Raw genomic sequence first — 18,645 nt, forward strand, 5'->3', positions numbered from 1 at the left:
TCAATTGGCGTTTTAACACGTCTTTAGGTGCGCCCGTGATAAGGTTAAAGTGTTGCGGTTTGTGGGTTGTGGTTAGTTTTGTTGTGAGTTCGCTTTCGCGAAAGCGTATAAACCTTAAATTTGCAGCCTTTTACAAAATTGATGATTATGAAAATGAACCCGTGGCATGATGTGAGTTATGGTGAAAATGCTCCTGAAACGGTGACTGGAATTATTGAAATTCCAAAGAACACGAGAGCCAAATACGAGCTGGATAAAGAATCTGGAATGCTAATTCTTGATCGAGTGATCTACTCTTCCATGTACTACCCTACCAATTATGGATTCATACCACGTACATACTGCGATGATCAGGATCCGCTTGATATATTAGTGCTTTCACAAATTGAGATCGTACCCATGTGTCTTGTTGAAGCGAAGGTTATAGGCGTGATGCAGATGATTGATGGTGGCGAGATGGATGATAAAATTATTGCAGTTGCGGCAAATGATATGAGCGTTGCTCATTACAACGACGTTTCTGAACTACCTGAATTCTGGAAAAAAGAAATGCGCAATTTCTTTGAAGATTATAAAAAACTGGAAAAGAAAACGGTTGATGTTGAAGAGTTTCAGGGTCGCGCTAAGGCTATGGAGATTGTACAGCAAGCAATTGAGGATTATAAGAATAAGTTTGATAAATAAACTGACGACTTGATTATTGAAAGGTCTGTCGAGATTTAATCCTCGACAGACCTTTTTATTTTAGACGTTGTATTAAATCACATGGATGAAAAAAGTTATTAAAGTGCTCTTCAAATGTTTGTTGGGATTTTTACTACTCTTGGTTATAGCTGGGGTGTGTTTAAAATTGGCTTTCAATGAAGACATACCTCAAGGAACACCTGGAGCACCAGCTGATGCCCTCGCAGAAAAAATGCTGGAGGCTATCAACCATGAGGAGTACCTCAACGCTCAAAAAATCACATGGGCATTTAGAGATAAGAATCATTATGATTGGTTCCCACAAGAAAACCGAGTTGTCGTTTCTTGGGATGATATTGAAGTAAATCTTCTCACACAGCAAAATCAAAATAGTAGCGCAACAAAAAATGGCGTTTTCCTAGCTGGCGATGATCTGGAAGATGCCATCGAGTACGCTTTGAAAAATTTCAATAATGATAGCTTCTGGATGGTAGCGCCTCACAAGATTATGGACCCAGGAACTGAACGAGAAATTATTAAAGAAGATGCGCAGGAAAAGTTATTGGTAAGATATTCAAGTGGTGGATCGACGCCTGGAGATGTATATGTATGGAAACTTGATAGCAATTATCGACCTCAAAACTATAAAATGTGGGTAAGTATCATACCGCTAGATGGTATTGAAGCAAAATGGGAAGATTGGGAGATGACTGAGGCTGGTTTTCCAATGGCGATGAAGAAAACAGTTTTTGGAGTTGAAATCCCTATTACTGAGGTTTCTGTTCAATAGTTTTAACCTCTTTTTTGACATTCCATAGGTTGTAATAATCCAACGAAAACTTGTTGTAGTAAATCCCTATTATCAAAGTGAGTTTGATTACCACAGTATAGGCGTGTTCTAATGCGCTAGGAAAGTCGTCCAGATAGTGAAACATCAACATGAAGAAAACCCCTATGCCAGTAGCCCATTGCAACGCGGCCTTAGTGTAGATACCAGTAAGTATCATTACCGCAAGGAAAAATTCCATAAACGGAATTATAGGAGTCAAATAGGCTAAAAACGCGATTGAAGAATCTTCTTCTAGATAACTCAGTGCGGTGAGCATAAAATTATCCATATCCATCAATCCTATCACCGCATGGATCAATAGATATAAACCCAAACCAATTCTAAGCGCAGCATAAAGTAGGGTCCTGAGATCGCTTTTTGGGTAAAATCTACTCATAGAGTAACTTCAAAATTATTAGTTCAACATAAAACTACAAAGGATCTACGTAAAGCAGTCCAGTAAGAATTATCACTACTGCGATATTACGACCTTCTACATTAATTATCGATTAAGTGATAAGCAATTATCGACTTTAATCGAAAATATTTGAAAATCAAACTATTAATTTTTTTGATATAACATTATAAGGACTTGAATTACCTATGAGGTAACTTCGCAAAATTGCATGAAAAATATGACCAAAACTGAAGATTTTATAGAAGTTCAAGGAGCTCGAGTACATAATCTAAAAAATATTGATGTTAACATTCCCAGAGAAAAACTAGTCGTTATAACAGGCCTGTCTGGATCTGGAAAAAGTTCGCTTGCTTTTGACACCATCTATGCGGAAGGTCAGCGTCGGTACATAGAAACATTTTCTGCATATGCACGACAGTTTCTAGGTGGTCTTGAGAGACCAGATGTCGATAAGATTGATGGGCTTTCTCCGGTAATTGCGATTGAGCAAAAAACCACTTCTAAAAGTCCACGTAGTACCGTTGGAACAATAACGGAGATCTACGATTTTCTTAGACTCTTGTTTGCTCGTGCTAGTGATGCTTATTCCTATAATACCGGCGAGAAAATGGTCAGCTATAGTGATGACCAGATCAGACAATTGATCATCGATGATTATGATGGTGAGCGTATCAATCTACTCGCACCAGTCATTCGCTCTCGTAAAGGTCATTATCGAGAATTATTTGAGCAAATTGCAAAACAAGGCTTTGTAAAAGTTCGTGTCGATGGTGAGATCGTGGATATTACCAAAGGCATGAAGCTCGATCGCTACAAGACTCATGACATAGAAATTGTAATAGATCGTATACAGGTAGGAACTTCAGAAGAAGACGTGAAACGTCTGGATGAATCCATCAAGACAGCAATGTATCACGGTAATGACATTGCCATGATTGTTCCTCAAGGAAGCAAGGATGGTCGATACTTCTCGCGTAATTTGATGTGTCCCACAACAGGAATTTCTTACCCAGAACCAGAACCCAATAATTTTTCTTTCAACTCGCCAAAAGGCGCTTGCCAGACCTGCAATGGAATTGGAACATTGTATCAAGTGAATCCAGATAAGATTATTCCAGATACATCTTTGAGCATCAAAAAAGGTGGACTGGCTCCATATCCAGATAATAAGAAAAATTGGATTTTTAAACAGCTGGAACTCATCGCTACCAAGTTTGATTTCAAACTTACAGATCCATTGAGCGAGGTTCCAGATGCAGCCATCCAGATGATTTTATATGGCGGCAAGGAATCCTTGAATGTAGATTCAAAGGAACTGGGCGTGAAACGCAATTACAAGATCGATTTTGAAGGGATCGCAAACTTTATAGACCAAACCTACCAGAATAATGACAGCACCAGTCTGGTGCGCTGGGCAAAAGAGTTTATGGATAGGGTGACCTGCCCTAACTGTGAAGGAACTAGATTGAGAAAGGAATCGCTCTATTTCAAGGTCAATGAGAAAAATATTGCAGATCTAGCCATGATGGATATCGTGCAGCTGGTGGCGTGGTTTGATGGTTTAGAGAGCTCGCTTTCGCGAAAGCAGAAACAAATAGCCACAGAATTATTGAAAGAGATCAGAGAACGTTTACAGTTTTTGCTGGACGTTGGTTTGGATTATTTGTCACTCAACCGTAGTGCTAAATCACTATCTGGTGGCGAGGCGCAACGCATACGGCTAGCTACCCAAATAGGGTCGCAGCTTGTGGGTGTATTGTACATCCTCGATGAGCCCAGTATTGGATTACACCAGCGTGATAACGAGAAATTGATCAACTCGCTGGAATCCTTGCGCGATGTTGGGAATTCTGTGATTGTGGTAGAGCATGATAAGGATATGATTGAACGTGCAGACCATGTCATCGATATAGGTCCACGTGCAGGAAAGTATGGCGGTGAGATCATCAGTGAAGGCACACCAGCGGAAATACTCAAACACGATACCGTAACCGCTCAATACCTCAACGGTAAAATGAAGATTGAAATTCCTGAGAAGCGGCGTAAAGGAAACGGTAAAAAGATCTCATTGAAAGGATGTACAGGTAACAACTTGAAGAATATTTCGGTTGATTTCCCATTGGGTAAAATGATTGTGGTTAGTGGTGTATCAGGAAGTGGTAAATCGACTTTAATAAACGAGACGCTCTACCCTATCATGAATGCTCACTTTTTCTATGGAGTAAAAAAACCGATGCCCTACAAATCCATTAAAGGTTTGGATCACTGTGATAAAGTTATCGATATTAATCAAAGTCCTATAGGTAGAACACCGCGTTCAAATCCAGCGACCTATACTAAAACTTTTGACGAGGTAAGATCCCTTTTCGCAAAAACTCCAGAAGCACTTATACGTGGTTACAAGCCTGGACGTTTTAGCTTTAATGTGGTAGGTGGACGTTGTGAAACTTGCAAAGGTGGCGGTTTGCGAGTGATTGAAATGAACTTTCTGCCAGATGTATATGTGACTTGCGAGACTTGTCAAGGGAAACGATTCAATCGTGAAACGCTAGAAATACGATATAAGGGTAAATCGATCAGTGACGTATTGAACATGACCATCAATGAAGCGACAGATTTCTTTGAACCTATACCAAAAATCTATCGCAAATTGAAGACAATAAAAGACGTTGGATTGGGTTACATTACCCTAGGACAGCAGTCTACAACTTTATCTGGTGGTGAAGCACAACGCATCAAACTAGCTACGGAACTATCAAAACGCGATACAGGAAATACCTTTTACATTCTAGATGAACCTACAACAGGCTTGCATTTTGAAGATATTAGAGTATTATTACAAGTCCTCAACAAATTAGTTGAAAAGGGAAATACCGTTCTTGTCATTGAACATAACATGGATGTCATTAAAATTGCAGATCATATTATAGATATAGGACTAGAAGGTGGTCGCGGCGGTGGCGAGGTTATCGCAACAGGAACTCCTGAGCAAGTCGCTAAAAACAAAACAAGCCATACGGCCAGATTTTTAAAGAAAGAATTGAAGTAAGCACATGAGAAAAGAAATAAGAGAAAAAGGATGGAATGATTTGAAAACCAATGACAGTTGGGCCACCTTTAAAATACTTTCTGAATTTGTAATGGGATTTGAACGCATGAGCCGCATAGGTCCATGTGTATCCATTTTTGGAAGCGCCAGGTTAAAACCTGACAATAAATATTACCAACTAGCCACAGAGGTTGCAGAAAAAATCGTGGAAAATGGTTATGGAGTCATCACTGGTGGTGGACCTGGAATCATGGAAGCCGGAAACAAAGGTGCACATCTAGCTGGTGGTACATCTGTAGGTTTGAATATTGCATTGCCGTTTGAACAACACGACAATCCATATATCGATAGTGATAAAAGTCTTGACTTTGACTATTTCTTTGCACGCAAGGTGATGTTTGTAAAATATTCCCAAGGTTTTGTAGTTATGCCTGGAGGCTTTGGAACGCTTGATGAGTTATTTGAGGCTATTACTTTAATACAGACTAAAAAAATAGGCCGTTTCCCTATAATCCTAATGGGATCTGAATTTTGGGAAGGTCTCATGGACTGGATCAAGGGAACCCTAGATAAAAAATTCTTTACCATTAGTCCAGAAGATATTGACCTATTGCACGTTGTTGATACTAGTGAAGAAGCCGTGAAAATCATAAATGATTTCTACAAGAAATATTCACTGAGTCCTAACTTCTAATTTTGGATCAGTATTTGATCCAATGATGAGTCCCAAACTAACTCTCTCAATCGCATTTTACCCAACTATCTTAATCGTTTTGCCCTAAACATTTCTATTTGAAACCTTTGAGATTACTTTTTTTATTAATTCCGTTGATGTCGTTTTGTCAAAAGCAAACGAAGATCAATGCTTATCTCGATCCAACCACAGATCAGCTGGAAATTGAGCAGACGCTAACGATTACAAATGATTCTGACAGCGCTTGGGATCGTATCGTATTGTTGGATTGGGCAAATTCTTTTAGCTCAAAAGAAACGGCGTTGGCAAATCGTTTTGCAGAGGATTTTAAAAATAGATTCCAGTTTGCCAAAGATGAAGATCGCGGCCGCACGGTTTTAAATGATAATTCTGCTAGAGGAGATTACAAATTTCAAAGGTTGCCAGAACAGCAAGATATTGTAGAAATAATACTGGAAACGCCTTTGCAGCCAGGGCAAACCAAAAGCTTTGAAGTTGCCTACACGGTAAAGATCCCAGAAGATGATTTCACAAACTACGGTAAGACGAGTAATGGTGAATACAATCTAAAGTATTGGTATTTACATCCAGCCAATTTTATTGATGGTGAATGGGAATATTATTCTCATAAGGATCTGGATGACTTCTTTGGTAGTTCTATGGACTTTACCATCTCATTACATACTCCTTCCAATCTTTTCGCTACAAGCAACATTCCGCAGACTTTAGTTGCACCTACTGATGCAAGAAATAGCTACCTTTTTGAAGGTGAAAATTACGCTCAGGCAGATCTGTATTTACGCAAAGCAAAAGATCAATTCAAAACTTTTCAAGCGGACAGTTTGTTGATCACCACAGATATTATGGAAGAAGATCTCGCTCCAGAAATGAAGCAACTTCTTCTCAACAAGATCTCAAAATTTTTGACTGAAAAGCTAGGGCCTTATCCGCATGAAGAGCTACTTATCTCAGATCGTTATTATAAGGAAAGTCCTGTTTTTGGACTTAGCTCGCTTCCCGATTTTATAAATCCGTTTCCTGCTGGTTTTACTTATGAAGTAAGAATGTTGAAGGCTATGACGCGCAAGTGGCTGGAAGAAGGATTGAAAACCAACCCACGTGACGACTATTGGATCACTAGCTCTATTGCAGTTTACACCATGATGGATTATCAAGAGCGCAATTATCCAGACTTGAAGATAGGTGGTAAATTCAGTAACATTTGGGGATTGCGCAGCTTCAACGCTGCAAAACTGGGTTTTAATGATCGATATGCATTGCTCTTTTTGAATACCTCTCGTCTCAATTTAGATCAGGCCATGACCACACCAGCAGATAGTCTCGTTAAATACAATCAGGAGTTGGGAATTCCATACAAAGCTGGAGTAGGCCTATTATATCTGGACAATTACCTGCAGGATGATGCTCTGGAAAAGACTATTAAAAAGCTTTATCAAACCAATAATTACTCAAAGGCATCCACCAACGATTTTAGACGCATTCTCAATTCCTATACTAATAAGGAAACAGATTGGTTTTTTGAAGACTATATACAATCCCACGTGCGTATGGATTGGAAGATTCGATCCATAAAGAAAAGCGAAGATTCTGTTGTGGTGAAGCTTAAAAATAAATCAGGTAGAATGTTGCCTGTACCATTGTATGCGCTAGATAATGATAGCATCGTGAGCACCACGTGGTTGCCAGCATTTGCTAGAGATACTGTTGTTACGCTTTCGCGAAAGCGTGCTAACCGTATAGCTCTCAACTATGAACAGCTCATTCCTGAGTTCTCACAACGTGACAATTATAGAACCCTCAAATCATTTCCTAGTTTGAGCAGGCCATTGAGTTTGAAACTTTTCAAAGACGTTGAAGATCCTACCAAAACTGAAGTATTTCTGATACCTGATTTAGGTTACAATCTTTATGATGGCGTGAGCATAGGCACCCGGTTTTACAATGGAAACTTGTTGCCAAAACCGTTTAAATACGGCATCAACCCTACTTATGGAACCAATTCTAGAAAGCTGATAGGATCTTTAGGATTTCAATACAGCAGACCAATGGAAGACCGGTCAGAGCGACTGTATCAAGTGCGATATGGCGCAGGAGCAAATACGTATTCCTATGCAGATGACTTGATGTACAGACGTGTTTCTACCTACCTAAGTCTTTCTTATAGACCTGAGGATTTGCGCAGCAATAAACGTCAAAACTTGAGTTTTAGAAATATATTGGTCAATCGCGATAGAGATGAAAGTAATCCCGTAAATGAGCCTGATTATAATGTTTTTAGTATAAATTGGAATCACAGCGATCCTAACTTTAAAAGGTTTTTCTCGTATCGTATAGGAGCAGAAATTTCAGGGAAATTCGGAAAACTGAATGGTAGTGCAGAATGGCGCAAGTTGTTCAAGGATAACCGTCAGCTTAATTTTAGATTTTACGCGGGAACGTTCTTGTACAACGACACAGGAGATTCAAACTTTTTCTCTTATGCTCTTGACCGTCCAACAGATTATCTTTTTGATTACAATTACTATGGCCGTTCTGAGGATTCTGGACTTTTCTCGCAACAATTGATCGTTGCAGAAGGTGGTTTTAAATCTCAGTTGGAGCCGGCATTTGCTAATCGCTGGATCACAACACTCAATTCTTCCTACAGTATCTGGAAATACATTTATGCTTATGGAGATGTAGGCCTAGTAAAGAATACGACAGTCGCTCCTAAATTTGTCTATGATAGTGGTATCAGAGTCAATCTTTTACAGGATTATTTTGAACTCTACTTTCCAGTCTACAGCAATAATGGTTGGGAAATAGCTCAAGAAAACTATGATCAAAAAATCCGATTTATAGTCACGCTGGACATCAATACATTTATCAATCTTTTCAACCGCCGCTGGTATTAGTTTTATTGTAACTGGCATTGGGTTTTGCTATCTTTGAGGATAAACCATTTTCCACACATGCAAATAGAAGAATCTACGGAACAAGGGCTCCTAAAAGACGATTTTAATAATGAAATTATAAAGGACTATCGCATAGCGGTTACTAGTCGTGAGTGTAGTCTTTTGGGACGTCGCGAGGTTTTGACTGGAAAAGCAAAGTTCGGGATATTTGGAGATGGGAAAGAGTTGCCGCAACTTGCTTGGGCAAGAGCGTTCAAAAAAGGAGACTGGCGCAGTGGTTATTATCGCGATCAGACATTTATGATGGCGATAGGTGAATTGACTATTCAGCAGTTTTTTGCTGGGTTGTATGCCAACACAGATATTAAACAAGAGCCTATGAGTGCTGGCCGCCAAATGGGTGGTCACTTTACTACACACAGCCTGAATGAAGATGGCTCGTGGAAAGTTCTTAAAAATCAAAAAAATTCTAGTGCAGACATCTCGCCTACCGCAGCGCAAATGCCTAGATTATTAGGGCTTGCTCAAGCTTCTAAAGTTTTTAGAAATACAAATGTTATTCCTGAAGACAATCCTTTCTCTAATCATGGTAATGAGGTTGCATGGGGAACTATAGGAAACGCTAGTACTAGTGAAGGACACTTCTGGGAAACATTCAATGCTGCAGGAGTTTTACAGGTTCCCATGGTAATTAGCGTATGGGATGATGAATATGGAATTAGTGTCCATGCAAAGCATCAAACTACCAAAGAAAACATTAGTAAGATACAAGCTGGTTTCCAGCGTGATGAGAATGATAAAGGATACGATCTTTTTGAAGTAAAAGGATGGAATTACCCAGAGCTAGTAGCCACCTATGAAAAAGCAGGTGCTATTGCTAGAGAACAGCATGTTCCTATTATGATTCATGTGCAGGAATTGACCCAACCGCAAGGGCATTCTACCAGTGGTTCCCATGAACGATACAAAAATGAAGAACGACTAAGCTGGGAACGCGAGCATGATTGTAATAAGCAATTTAGAAATTGGATCGTAGAAAATGAAATCGCTACAGATGAGGATTTGACGGTCATTGAAAAAGAGATTAAAAAACAAGTACGTGAAGGTAAAAAAGCAGCTTGGGATGCTTACCTACGACCTATAGCCAGCAAACGTAAAGAGATTATGCCGGTACTCGAGGCGATCTCAAATGCTTCACCCAACAAAAATTTTATTGATCCAGTCATTGCAGATCTAGAAAGTCAGAAAGATCTTATGAGCAAAGAGCTTCTGGAAGGTGTCCGCAGCGTGTTAAGAATGACTCTCAAAGAAAATAATGAAAGTCTGATCAAAGCAAAACAGTGGCTTAAAGATTATTTGAAGGAACAACATCATAATTACGGTAGTAAACTTTACAGTGAATCTCAATGGTCGGTTTTCAACATTGAAGCGGTAGCACCTACTTATGCCGAAGATGCAGAAATGGTTGATGCACGTTTGATCATGCGAGATAACTTTGATGCCTTATTTACGAAATTTCCTAAAATGCTCATTTTTGGAGAAGATGCAGGCGCCATTGGTGATGTAAATCAAGGATTGGAAGGCATGCAGGAAAAATATGGAGCCCTAAGAGTATCAGATACAGGTATACGTGAGGCAACCATTCTAGGTCAAGGAATTGGAATGGCCATGCGTGGTTTGCGTCCCATTGCAGAGATTCAATATCTTGACTACCTACTCTACTGTATTCAGCTAATGAGTGACGACCTCGCCACCGTACAATACCGTACCGCTGGGAAACAGAAAGCTCCATTGATCATTCGTACTCGTGGCCACAGATTGGAAGGAATTTGGCATAGTGGTTCACCCATGGGTGGAATCATTAATCTAGTACGCGGGATTTATGTTCTCGTTCCTAGAAATATGACACAGGCTGCTGGATTCTACAATACGTTGATGGAAGCAGACGAACCAGCACTAGTCGTGGAATGTCTTAATGGATATCGCCTCAAAGAGAAGATGCCACAAAATTTAGGAGAATTCAAAACACCTATAGGTAAAGTTGAACTTCTCAAAGAAGGTAAAGATATGACGGTCGTTTCATACGGCTCCACATTGAGACTGGTCATGGATGCCGCTGAACTTTTACAAACAGCAGATATTGATATTGAGGTCATCGATGCCCAATCATTATTACCATTTGATATGGACAACGAGATTTTCACGAGTCTTCAAAAAACCAACAGGTTACTTGTTGTGGATGAAGATGTTCCCGGCGGTGCCAGTGCTTATATATTAAATGAGGTCATTAGCAGGCAAGATGCATGGCAATATCTGGACAGCAAACCTCAATGCCTAACTGCAAAAGAGCATCGTCCAGCTTATGGAACAGACGGCGACTATTTCTCAAAACCTAGCACTGACGATATTTTTGACCGTGTTTATGATATCATGCACGAGTCACGTCCAGATAAATACGTCAAGCACTAAAGATGCCTAAAAGCTCTGTTAAAGCAACAAGTAACTGGAGAAGAAAGCTTCATGAAGTAATCTATGAGGCAGACACGCCATCAGGTAAGCTTTTTGATATTATTCTGCTTGTAGTCATCATCTTCAGTGTTATACTGGTTTTGCTGGAGAGCGTTCCTGCATTAGGTTCTAGATATGCAGAAGAGTTCATCATGGCAGAATGGTGCATCACCATATTCTTTACCATTGAATATGTGCTGCGCATTATTTCTATCAATAAACCCACAAAGTATATTTTTAGTTTTTATGGGATTATTGATTTCCTGTCTACCATACCTCTTTATTTGACTTTCTTACTACCTGGCGGTTACAATGCGTTACTTGCAGTGCGCTCTTTACGACTGTTGCGGGTATTCAGAATTTTAAAAATCACCAGATTTATAGGTGAAGCAGACAAATTATCTAGAGCCATCCGGTCTAGTTTACCTAAAATCCTTGTTTTCCTTTTTGCGGTAATTGTAATTTCCATCATCATGGGAACACTCATGTATCTTGTAGAAGGTGCTGACAGTGGTTTTGTAAGCATTCCCGTTTCCATTTATTGGTGTATAGTGACTCTGACAACCGTTGGTTTTGGTGATATCGCACCGGTAACGCCGTTGGGTCAATTCCTCGCAACCATTATCATGATTATGGGTTACGGAATTATCGCGGTTCCCACAGGAATTGTCAGTGCAGAGTACTCGACTGGTGGCAATGAAAAACCGCCTACACCACCAGAAACATTACCAGAAACAGATCCAAATTACAGGCACGTAAACACTCAAGTTTGCCAGAATTGCCTTGCCAAAAAACATCAGGACAGCGCGATCTATTGCCATAAATGCGGCTATTCTCTAGATGATTAGCAAGAAGCTTATAACAATTGTTGGGCCTACTGCTGTTGGTAAGACTGCTTTGAGTATCGCTTTCGCGAAAGCGTACAAAACTCACATCGTTTCCTGCGATTCAAGACAGTTTTTCAAAGAAATGGCGGTAGGTACGGCCGTTCCAGAGCCTGAAGAATTAGAAGCTGCACCTCATCACTTTATTCAAAATCTGAGTATTCATGATGATTATTCTGTAGGTGACTTTGAAAGAGATGCTATATCGCTTTTGGAAGATTTATTTGAGACTAATGATGTTATCATCATGGTAGGCGGTAGCGCTCTTTATGAAAAATCAATCACACAAGGACTTGATGAATTCCCAGAGGTACCAGTAGAAATATTGGATTCCTTGAATGAGGAATTTGAGCAAAAAGGATTAAAAAAATTAGTAGAACAATTACAAAAAGTTGATCCTGAATATGCAACAAAAGCAGATCTAGAAAATTCTAGGCGTGTCATACGAGCGCTGAGTGTATATAGAGCCAGCGGTAAAACCTATTCCAGTTTTTTAGGAAAGAAAAAGAAAACCCGAAATTTTGAGGTCATCAAGGTTGGATTAGAAGCACCACGTCCCGTACTTTACGAAAGAATCAATCAACGTGTTGATCTCATGATGAAAAATGGTCTGTTGGATGAAGCCAAAAAATTATTGACCTATCAACATTTAACGCCACTAAAAACAGTAGGCTATCAAGAATTGTTTCCTTATCTAGAAGGAAAATATGATTTGGAAGAGGCCGTACGACTTATAAAAAGAAATTCCAGAAGGTTTGCAAAAAGGCAATTAACCTGGTACAGGAAAGATCCTGATGTAAATTGGTTTTCCTACAACACAAGCCACACAGAGATTGTGCGGCGTGTTGAAGAATTATTTATGGACTCTTAGGTAATTTCTAGTAATCTACTTGATCCTTAACAAGTAAACGGAAACCTTCACCGTGAATATTCACGATTTCTACATTATCGTCTGGCTTAAGGTACTTACGCAACTTTGCGATATAAACGTCCATAGACCTTGAAGTGAAATAGTTATCATCTCTCCAGATCTTAGTCAATGCAAGCTCTCTAGGCATCAAATCATTCAAGTGAAGCGCAAGCAATCTAAGTAACTCATTCTCTTTAGGAGATAGTTTTATAGGCTCCTGGTCATTGTAGGATAAGAATCTAAGTTTAGAATTCAAGTGGAAATTACCAATTTGGAATTCAAATTCTTTAGAATCAGCGATGCTGTCTTGACCTTTACGTTGGATGATTGCTTTAACCTTCATTAATAGTACTTCACTATCGAATGGCTTGTTTAGGTAATCATCTGCACCAACTTTATAACCTCGCAGCACATCTTCCTTCATTGCCTTTGCGGTAAGGAATACGATTGGCACATCTTCATTTTTCTCACGAATTTCTTTAGCTAGGGTAAATCCATCCTTGTAAGGCATCATTACGTCTAGAATACAAAGGTCATAATTATCTTTCTTGAACTTTTCAAAACCTTCCATACCATTTTTAGCATGAACGACATCAAAGTCATTCATGATTAGATAGTCTTTTAATACAGTTCCAAAGTTGGGATCATCCTCTACTAGTAGGATTTTTTTGTTTTCAGTTTCCATAAATATTAATTTAATTGATTGTTCAAACTATAAGTGGCAAGTGAATAGAAAAGGTACTTCCTTTTCCTTTAACACTTTGCACATAAATTTCTCCGTTGTGATCTTCCAAAATTCTTTTGGAATACGCCAGTCCTAATCCATGACCTTTCACATTGTGAATGTCACCAGTATGTTCCCTAAAAAACTTCTGGAACACTTTACGTTGGGCTGACTTTGCCATACCAATACCTTGATCACGTATTTTTATGACAATTTTATTTTTGACATTCTCTGTATAAACATCGATTACTGGCGATGTTTCAGTGTATTTGATGGCATTCTCTAATATGTTGACTAGTACATTAGTCATATGGCTATCGTTTCCTAAAACCACCGTTCTTAGAGCTCCTAAATGCGTTTTAACGGTTCCGTTTTTCTCTTCAAGTAGTAATTGAACATGAGAAATACTTTCATCGATGAGCAAATTCATATCGATGCGCTCCTTTTCTATATTCAAATCATTTTTATCCAATTTCGAAATTTGCAGAACATTTTCTACTTGTCCATGCATACGCTTATTTTCCTCGCGTATCATTCTAAGATAATTCTTAACCTTTTCTGGGTCAGAGGCTATTTTTGGATGTTTTAAAGAGTCTAATGCCAGGTTTATGGTTGCGATAGGAGTTTTAAACTCATGGGTCATGTTATTGATAAAATCAGTCTTGATTTGTGAAATCTGTCGCTGTTTGAATATCTGACTCACCGCACTGGAATAAGCTACAACAATAACTGTTGTGAATATGAGAGACAATAAAGCCATACCCATAATTGATGACAAGATGAACTTCTTGCGGCCTGGAAGACTCAAATACAAATAATATGGTTCCACGCTATCATTTGAAGTTCTGAAGATTGGATAGTCCCATGTTCCTTCCGGTAAAAATTCAAAGTTCTCTGATTGTACTCTTGTCGCAAAACCATCTTGATAGATCGCAAACTCAAATTTTGATTCGATTTGCATTTTTTCAAGTTCTTCTGCAATGAGCCTAGAAACTTCTTCTGTAGTGACGCGCTGCGGTATGGGAAGTATACTATAATATTCACTTGCTCTCTCACCAGTAACTTTTCTAGCAAAATTGTCGAATTCGGAGTATTTGAATTGACTGTTTTCAAAAGTGTTCGTACTTCTGTTGGGCTCTATAAGACCATATTTGTTATCAAATAGCCTCCTGAAAGTAATGCTATCTAAATCAATATCAGTAAGCTGAGGATCTATCTTATAATCATCACTTAACGGATTATTATTAAGTCTAGAGTTTTCAAGTAGTGCTTTACTTTGCTGAGCCAGCATAATTTGTCTGAGCTGTGCATCATTGATATCGCCACCTAAAGTATCCTTTAAAGCTTGCTTTGCGATTTGGTAATTGGCAATCTCACGATTTTCCAAATCAGTTGCTACAGCCACCATAGTCTGTTTAACCAAAAATGAAAATTGCTCATCATTGTACTGGATACTATTCGTGATCCAATAGATTTGAACAACTATAATTCCGATTAGGGACAAACTCATTAAGCTTATGAGAATGTAGAGTAACTTTTTCTGCACCCTGCAAATTTAACATTTAGAAAAACTGTTAAATACGGTTTAACCCAATATTAACTTAGCTTAAAATGAATAAAACCATCTTATTTTAACATAATTTCTTGTATATTTTTTACAAACTGCTCAATTAATTGAATATCATCATTAATTATTATGAAATCTGCTTTACTCAAACGCTGATCATCATTCCATTGATTTTGTAGCCGTTGCCTTACTTCTGACTCTGTAACCTGATCTCTCTCAACTACTCTAGCAATTCTTTCCTCTTCTTTTGACCATACAACAAGTACTTTATCACAGAGCTCATCGCCTCCACTTTCAAATAAAATGGCTGCCTCATAAATAATGTAGTCGTGAGCTTGGTTTTCAACAAGCCACTTTTGTAAATCCTCTCTAACTAAGGGATGCAAAATGCCGTTAAGATCAACCAATAACTTTTTATCTGTAAACACCTTAGAAGCAATCCATTTTCTGTTAGGCACTTTATGCTGATCTTCATTTAAAACATAGGCAGACTCTCCAAGCAATGAAGTCACTTGGCTAATGGCATTGGGATGTTCTGAAAGAATTCTTTTTGAGGCTTCATCGGCAATATAAACAGGCACTCCTAACTTTTGAAAAGCGCGCGCTACGGTACTTTTACCACTACCTATACCGCCGGTAAGACCAATCACTCTCATTGAATGACTAGAATTTGTACAAATTGAGGTTGTACTCTTGCTGTATTAATTTTTTCATTATCATATTCAAGAATAGGAACTACGGTAGCCTCACCATTGTCTATTTCAGAAATATCTACAGATACTTTAAAATCATTTTTATTGATACTGTCGTAATCTACTAGCTTGCTAATAAACACAACCGTCACCATATCAGGGATGATTTTTACAGTTCCATCTATAGGCCTATTTTTTATGGTGACAGGGATTTTAAAACTTCCTTCAGTCATTTCAGCTGCTCTGACCGTATAAGTAACTTTATTGGGTTCAATTTTTAGATTGGGGTAAAGAGCATTTAAATCTACCTCTAAGGAAACAATACTATCGCTTACAGTAACATCATCCATATCAATAGCAAGAGCTTCTAATTCTTTAATGATCGCATTATTTCCAGTGATTTTAACCTGGTCAACATCAAAACTACTGGTTCCAAGCTCTTTATAGCTTCCCGTAAAATCAACTTTAAAATTCTTTTCAATTGGAACAATTTTAGAATCAAATCGTTGATACTCTAATGTTATTGGGTTTGCTTCAATTTCTAGGATATCTATACCATCACCCATCGCTCTATCTATTGCTGTTCGAGCAGATTCTGGATTAAAAACTAAAGCATTACTATTCGTATTAACCATAGTTTTAAAATCTAGAGGCACTTTCAAATCTTCATAGTGTAACCATAGTAATCTAAAACCGCTCGATCTAATTTTAATTGGGACTTTCACTTCCCTGGAAGAATCTGCCAGCTCCACATCTACTGGAACATTGCTCCATTCAATGGATACATCTGTATATTCTTCATAAGTGTTATTGTATCTAAACAAGAACCACAGTACCGCAGCGGCAATTGTAAATGCAATAAATAACAAGAAAGTACGGTAATTAGATCTAGCCATTATTTAAAAAATAAATTGGGAAAGGCATCACGTTCCTCTTTTTTCAAAATGCCAATTTGAATATAACTATTTAAAAATCCTAAACCATATCCCGTAAACTGAATCAACATGGCTGCAATGCTCATGCACCCAACTATAAATCCGTTTTTCAAAGTTGAAAAAGAAAAAATCAAAAGCACATATACAAGCAGCGGAACCATAAAAATCGAATTACCAAACAAAGCACATGTAAAGGAAAAGAACATATAAAGTACAAAAAGCGAAGGCAGCCAATAAGTGATCTTCTTGCTGGTAGGATGCCACTTATTTAAAATGACACGTACCTTTCCAAATTTATTTACCTGTTTATAAAACAAACTCCATGAGATACGACGTTCATGGTACACAAACGCGTTGCTAAACAGCGCCGTCTGGAAGCCTAATTCCCATAGTCGCAATGTGAGATCAGGATCTTCACCAGGATGAATTGTACTAAAACCGCCCGTAGTCTCAAAAGCCTTTTTGCTCAATCCCATATTAAAACTTCGTGGTTGGAATTTACCAGCCATCTCACCACCACCACGTATACCGCCTGTGGTTAATGTAGATGTCATGGAATAATTAATGGCTTTTTGAAGATTAGTAAAACTCTCGTGCGCCGCATCTGGACCTCCATAACAATCAACGAAATTGTTTTTTAGATGTCGGTGGACTTTTTCCAGAAGATCTGCTGGTACGATACAATCGCTATCCAGGATAATAAAATAGTTTCCGCTGGCTCGTTGCATGCCATAATTACGGCTATCTCCTGGGCCCGTATTTTGTTTACTTAGATATGTAATGTTTACGCTTTCGCGAAAGCGAGAACAAACAACATCGCTCTTTAAGGTGGAGCCATCCTCTATCACAACGACTTCAAATTCACGCGGGAATTGTACACGACTGAAACTTTGCAACAGTTTTTCTAACTCTGCAGGTCTATTGAAAACGGGAACGATAAAAGAAAAACGCAGCTCTTCCATAGAATTAAAAAAGGCTGTGTGAAACAGCCTTTGATTTATTAATATTCAATCGATGTACTAGAATTTCTCGATCACTTCTTGACTCACGCCGGTGTTTGAGAAACCACCATCGTGAAATAGATTTTGCATGGTGACTTTTTTAGTATAGTCTGAAAATAAAGTCATCGTGTATTCTGCACAGTCTTGAGCCGTAGCATTACCCAGCGGACTCATCTTTTCTGCATAGCTCAAGAATCCTTCAAATCCTTTGACACCGCTTCCTGCAGTTGTAGGAGTTGGTGATTGTGAAATAGTATTCACACGTACTTTTTTATCCTTCCCGAAGAAGTATCCAAAGCTGCGTGCAATACTTTCCAAATAGGCCTTATTATCTGCCATATCATTATAGTCTGGAAACGTGCGTTGTGCTGCCATGTAGGTCAACGCAACAATGCTGCCCCATTCATTCATCGCATCATTCTTGTGCAACGTCTGCATCACTTTATGAAAAGAAACAGCACTCACGTCCCATCCTTTTTCAGTCCAGGTATAGTTCTGATCTGTATAGTGCTTGCCTTTTCTAACATTGACAGACATACCAATGGAGTGCAGAACGAAGTCTAATTTCCCACCAAGAATCTCAACAGATTTTGTGACTAGGTTTTCAAGATCTTCAATACTTGTAGCATCTGCTGGGATGATCTCGCTTCCTGTTTCTTCAGCAAGTTTGTTGATTTCTCCCATGCGCATTGCTACTGGAGCATTTGTCAAAACGAAGGTCGCACCTTCATCATGAGCTAGTTTTGCTGTTTTCCAAGCGATGGAGTTTTCATCCAGTGCGCCAAAAATAATTCCGCGTTTTCCTTTAAGTAAGTTGTAAGCCATAAGTTGATTA

At 38.7% G+C, this 18,645-nt stretch carries 15 protein-coding genes; 8 read left to right on the plus strand and 7 right to left on the minus strand.

Annotated elements, in window-relative coordinates; translation table 11 throughout:
* The first annotated feature begins 147 nt into the window (after positions 1–147).
* Both BLO34_RS06300 and BLO34_RS06305 read left to right on the plus strand, forming a co-directional pair.
* Complete coding sequence (locus BLO34_RS06300) at positions 148–684, plus strand: inorganic diphosphatase (RefSeq protein ID WP_197672897.1); 537 nt, start codon at positions 148–150, stop codon at positions 682–684.
* Between the two features lie 85 nt (positions 685–769).
* Positions 770–1,474: a hypothetical protein gene (locus BLO34_RS06305; RefSeq protein ID WP_172823959.1), complete on the plus strand. Its 705-nt coding sequence runs from the start codon at positions 770–772 to the stop codon at positions 1,472–1,474.
* On the opposite strand, the gene BLO34_RS06310 is transcribed toward BLO34_RS06305, so the two are convergent.
* Positions 1,452–1,910, minus strand: a complete 459-nt coding sequence (locus tag BLO34_RS06310) for a hypothetical protein (RefSeq protein ID WP_090753600.1) — start codon at positions 1,908–1,910, stop codon at positions 1,452–1,454. The genes BLO34_RS06305 and BLO34_RS06310 overlap by 23 nt on opposite strands.
* Positions 1,911–2,148: 238 nt before the next feature.
* On the opposite strand from BLO34_RS06310, the gene uvrA reads away from it, so the two are divergent.
* From uvrA to miaA, 6 genes are all read left to right on the plus strand, one after another.
* Positions 2,149–4,980, plus strand: a complete 2,832-nt coding sequence (gene uvrA / locus BLO34_RS06315) for an excinuclease ABC subunit UvrA (RefSeq protein ID WP_090756498.1) — start codon at positions 2,149–2,151, stop codon at positions 4,978–4,980.
* Positions 4,981–4,984: 4 nt separating this feature from the next.
* Complete coding sequence (locus tag BLO34_RS06320; RefSeq protein WP_090753602.1) at positions 4,985–5,674, plus strand: TIGR00730 family Rossman fold protein; 690 nt, start codon at positions 4,985–4,987, stop codon at positions 5,672–5,674.
* 107 nt (positions 5,675–5,781) lie between these two features.
* Complete coding sequence (locus BLO34_RS06325; RefSeq protein ID WP_197672898.1) at positions 5,782–8,589, plus strand: aminopeptidase; 2,808 nt, start codon at positions 5,782–5,784, stop codon at positions 8,587–8,589.
* A 57-nt stretch (positions 8,590–8,646) separates the two neighbouring features.
* Positions 8,647–11,058, plus strand: a complete 2,412-nt coding sequence (locus tag BLO34_RS06330) for a thiamine pyrophosphate-dependent enzyme (protein WP_090753607.1) — start codon at positions 8,647–8,649, stop codon at positions 11,056–11,058.
* A 2-nt stretch (positions 11,059–11,060) separates the two neighbouring features.
* Positions 11,061–11,945: an ion transporter gene (locus BLO34_RS06335; RefSeq protein ID WP_090753608.1), complete on the plus strand. Its 885-nt coding sequence runs from the start codon at positions 11,061–11,063 to the stop codon at positions 11,943–11,945.
* A complete protein-coding gene (gene miaA, locus BLO34_RS06340) occupies positions 11,938–12,852 on the plus strand; it encodes a tRNA (adenosine(37)-N6)-dimethylallyltransferase MiaA (RefSeq protein ID WP_090753611.1) in 915 nt (304 codons plus the stop codon). The genes BLO34_RS06335 and miaA overlap by 8 nt, the downstream gene beginning before the upstream one ends.
* 7 nt (positions 12,853–12,859) lie before the next feature.
* On the opposite strand, the gene BLO34_RS06345 is transcribed toward miaA, so the two are convergent.
* The 6 genes from BLO34_RS06345 to BLO34_RS06370 form a co-directional block, all read right to left on the minus strand.
* A complete protein-coding gene (locus BLO34_RS06345) occupies positions 12,860–13,576 on the minus strand; it encodes a response regulator transcription factor (RefSeq protein ID WP_041496414.1) in 717 nt (238 codons plus the stop codon).
* Between the two features lie 22 nt (positions 13,577–13,598).
* A complete protein-coding gene (locus tag BLO34_RS06350) occupies positions 13,599–15,161 on the minus strand; it encodes a HAMP domain-containing sensor histidine kinase (protein ID WP_317039259.1) in 1,563 nt (520 codons plus the stop codon).
* 80 nt (positions 15,162–15,241) lie between these two features.
* The gene (gene coaE / locus BLO34_RS06355) at positions 15,242–15,838 is read right to left on the minus strand and encodes a dephospho-CoA kinase (protein WP_090753614.1); all 597 of its coding nucleotides are present in this window, start codon (positions 15,836–15,838) and stop codon (positions 15,242–15,244) included.
* Positions 15,835–16,770: a CdaR family protein gene (locus tag BLO34_RS06360; protein WP_090753616.1), complete on the minus strand. Its 936-nt coding sequence runs from the start codon at positions 16,768–16,770 to the stop codon at positions 15,835–15,837. The genes coaE and BLO34_RS06360 overlap by 4 nt, the downstream gene beginning before the upstream one ends.
* Complete coding sequence (locus BLO34_RS06365) at positions 16,770–17,771, minus strand: glycosyltransferase (protein ID WP_090753619.1); 1,002 nt, start codon at positions 17,769–17,771, stop codon at positions 16,770–16,772. Before BLO34_RS06365 ends, BLO34_RS06360 begins: the two co-directional genes overlap by 1 nt.
* Positions 17,772–17,828: 57 nt before the next feature.
* Positions 17,829–18,635, minus strand: a complete 807-nt coding sequence (locus BLO34_RS06370) for an enoyl-ACP reductase (protein WP_090753621.1) — start codon at positions 18,633–18,635, stop codon at positions 17,829–17,831.
* Positions 18,636–18,645 lie beyond the last annotated feature (10 nt).

Origin of the sequence: Nonlabens sp. Hel1_33_55 (assembly GCF_900101765.1) — a bacterium.
Classification (GTDB): Bacteria; Bacteroidota; Bacteroidia; order Flavobacteriales; family Flavobacteriaceae; genus Nonlabens.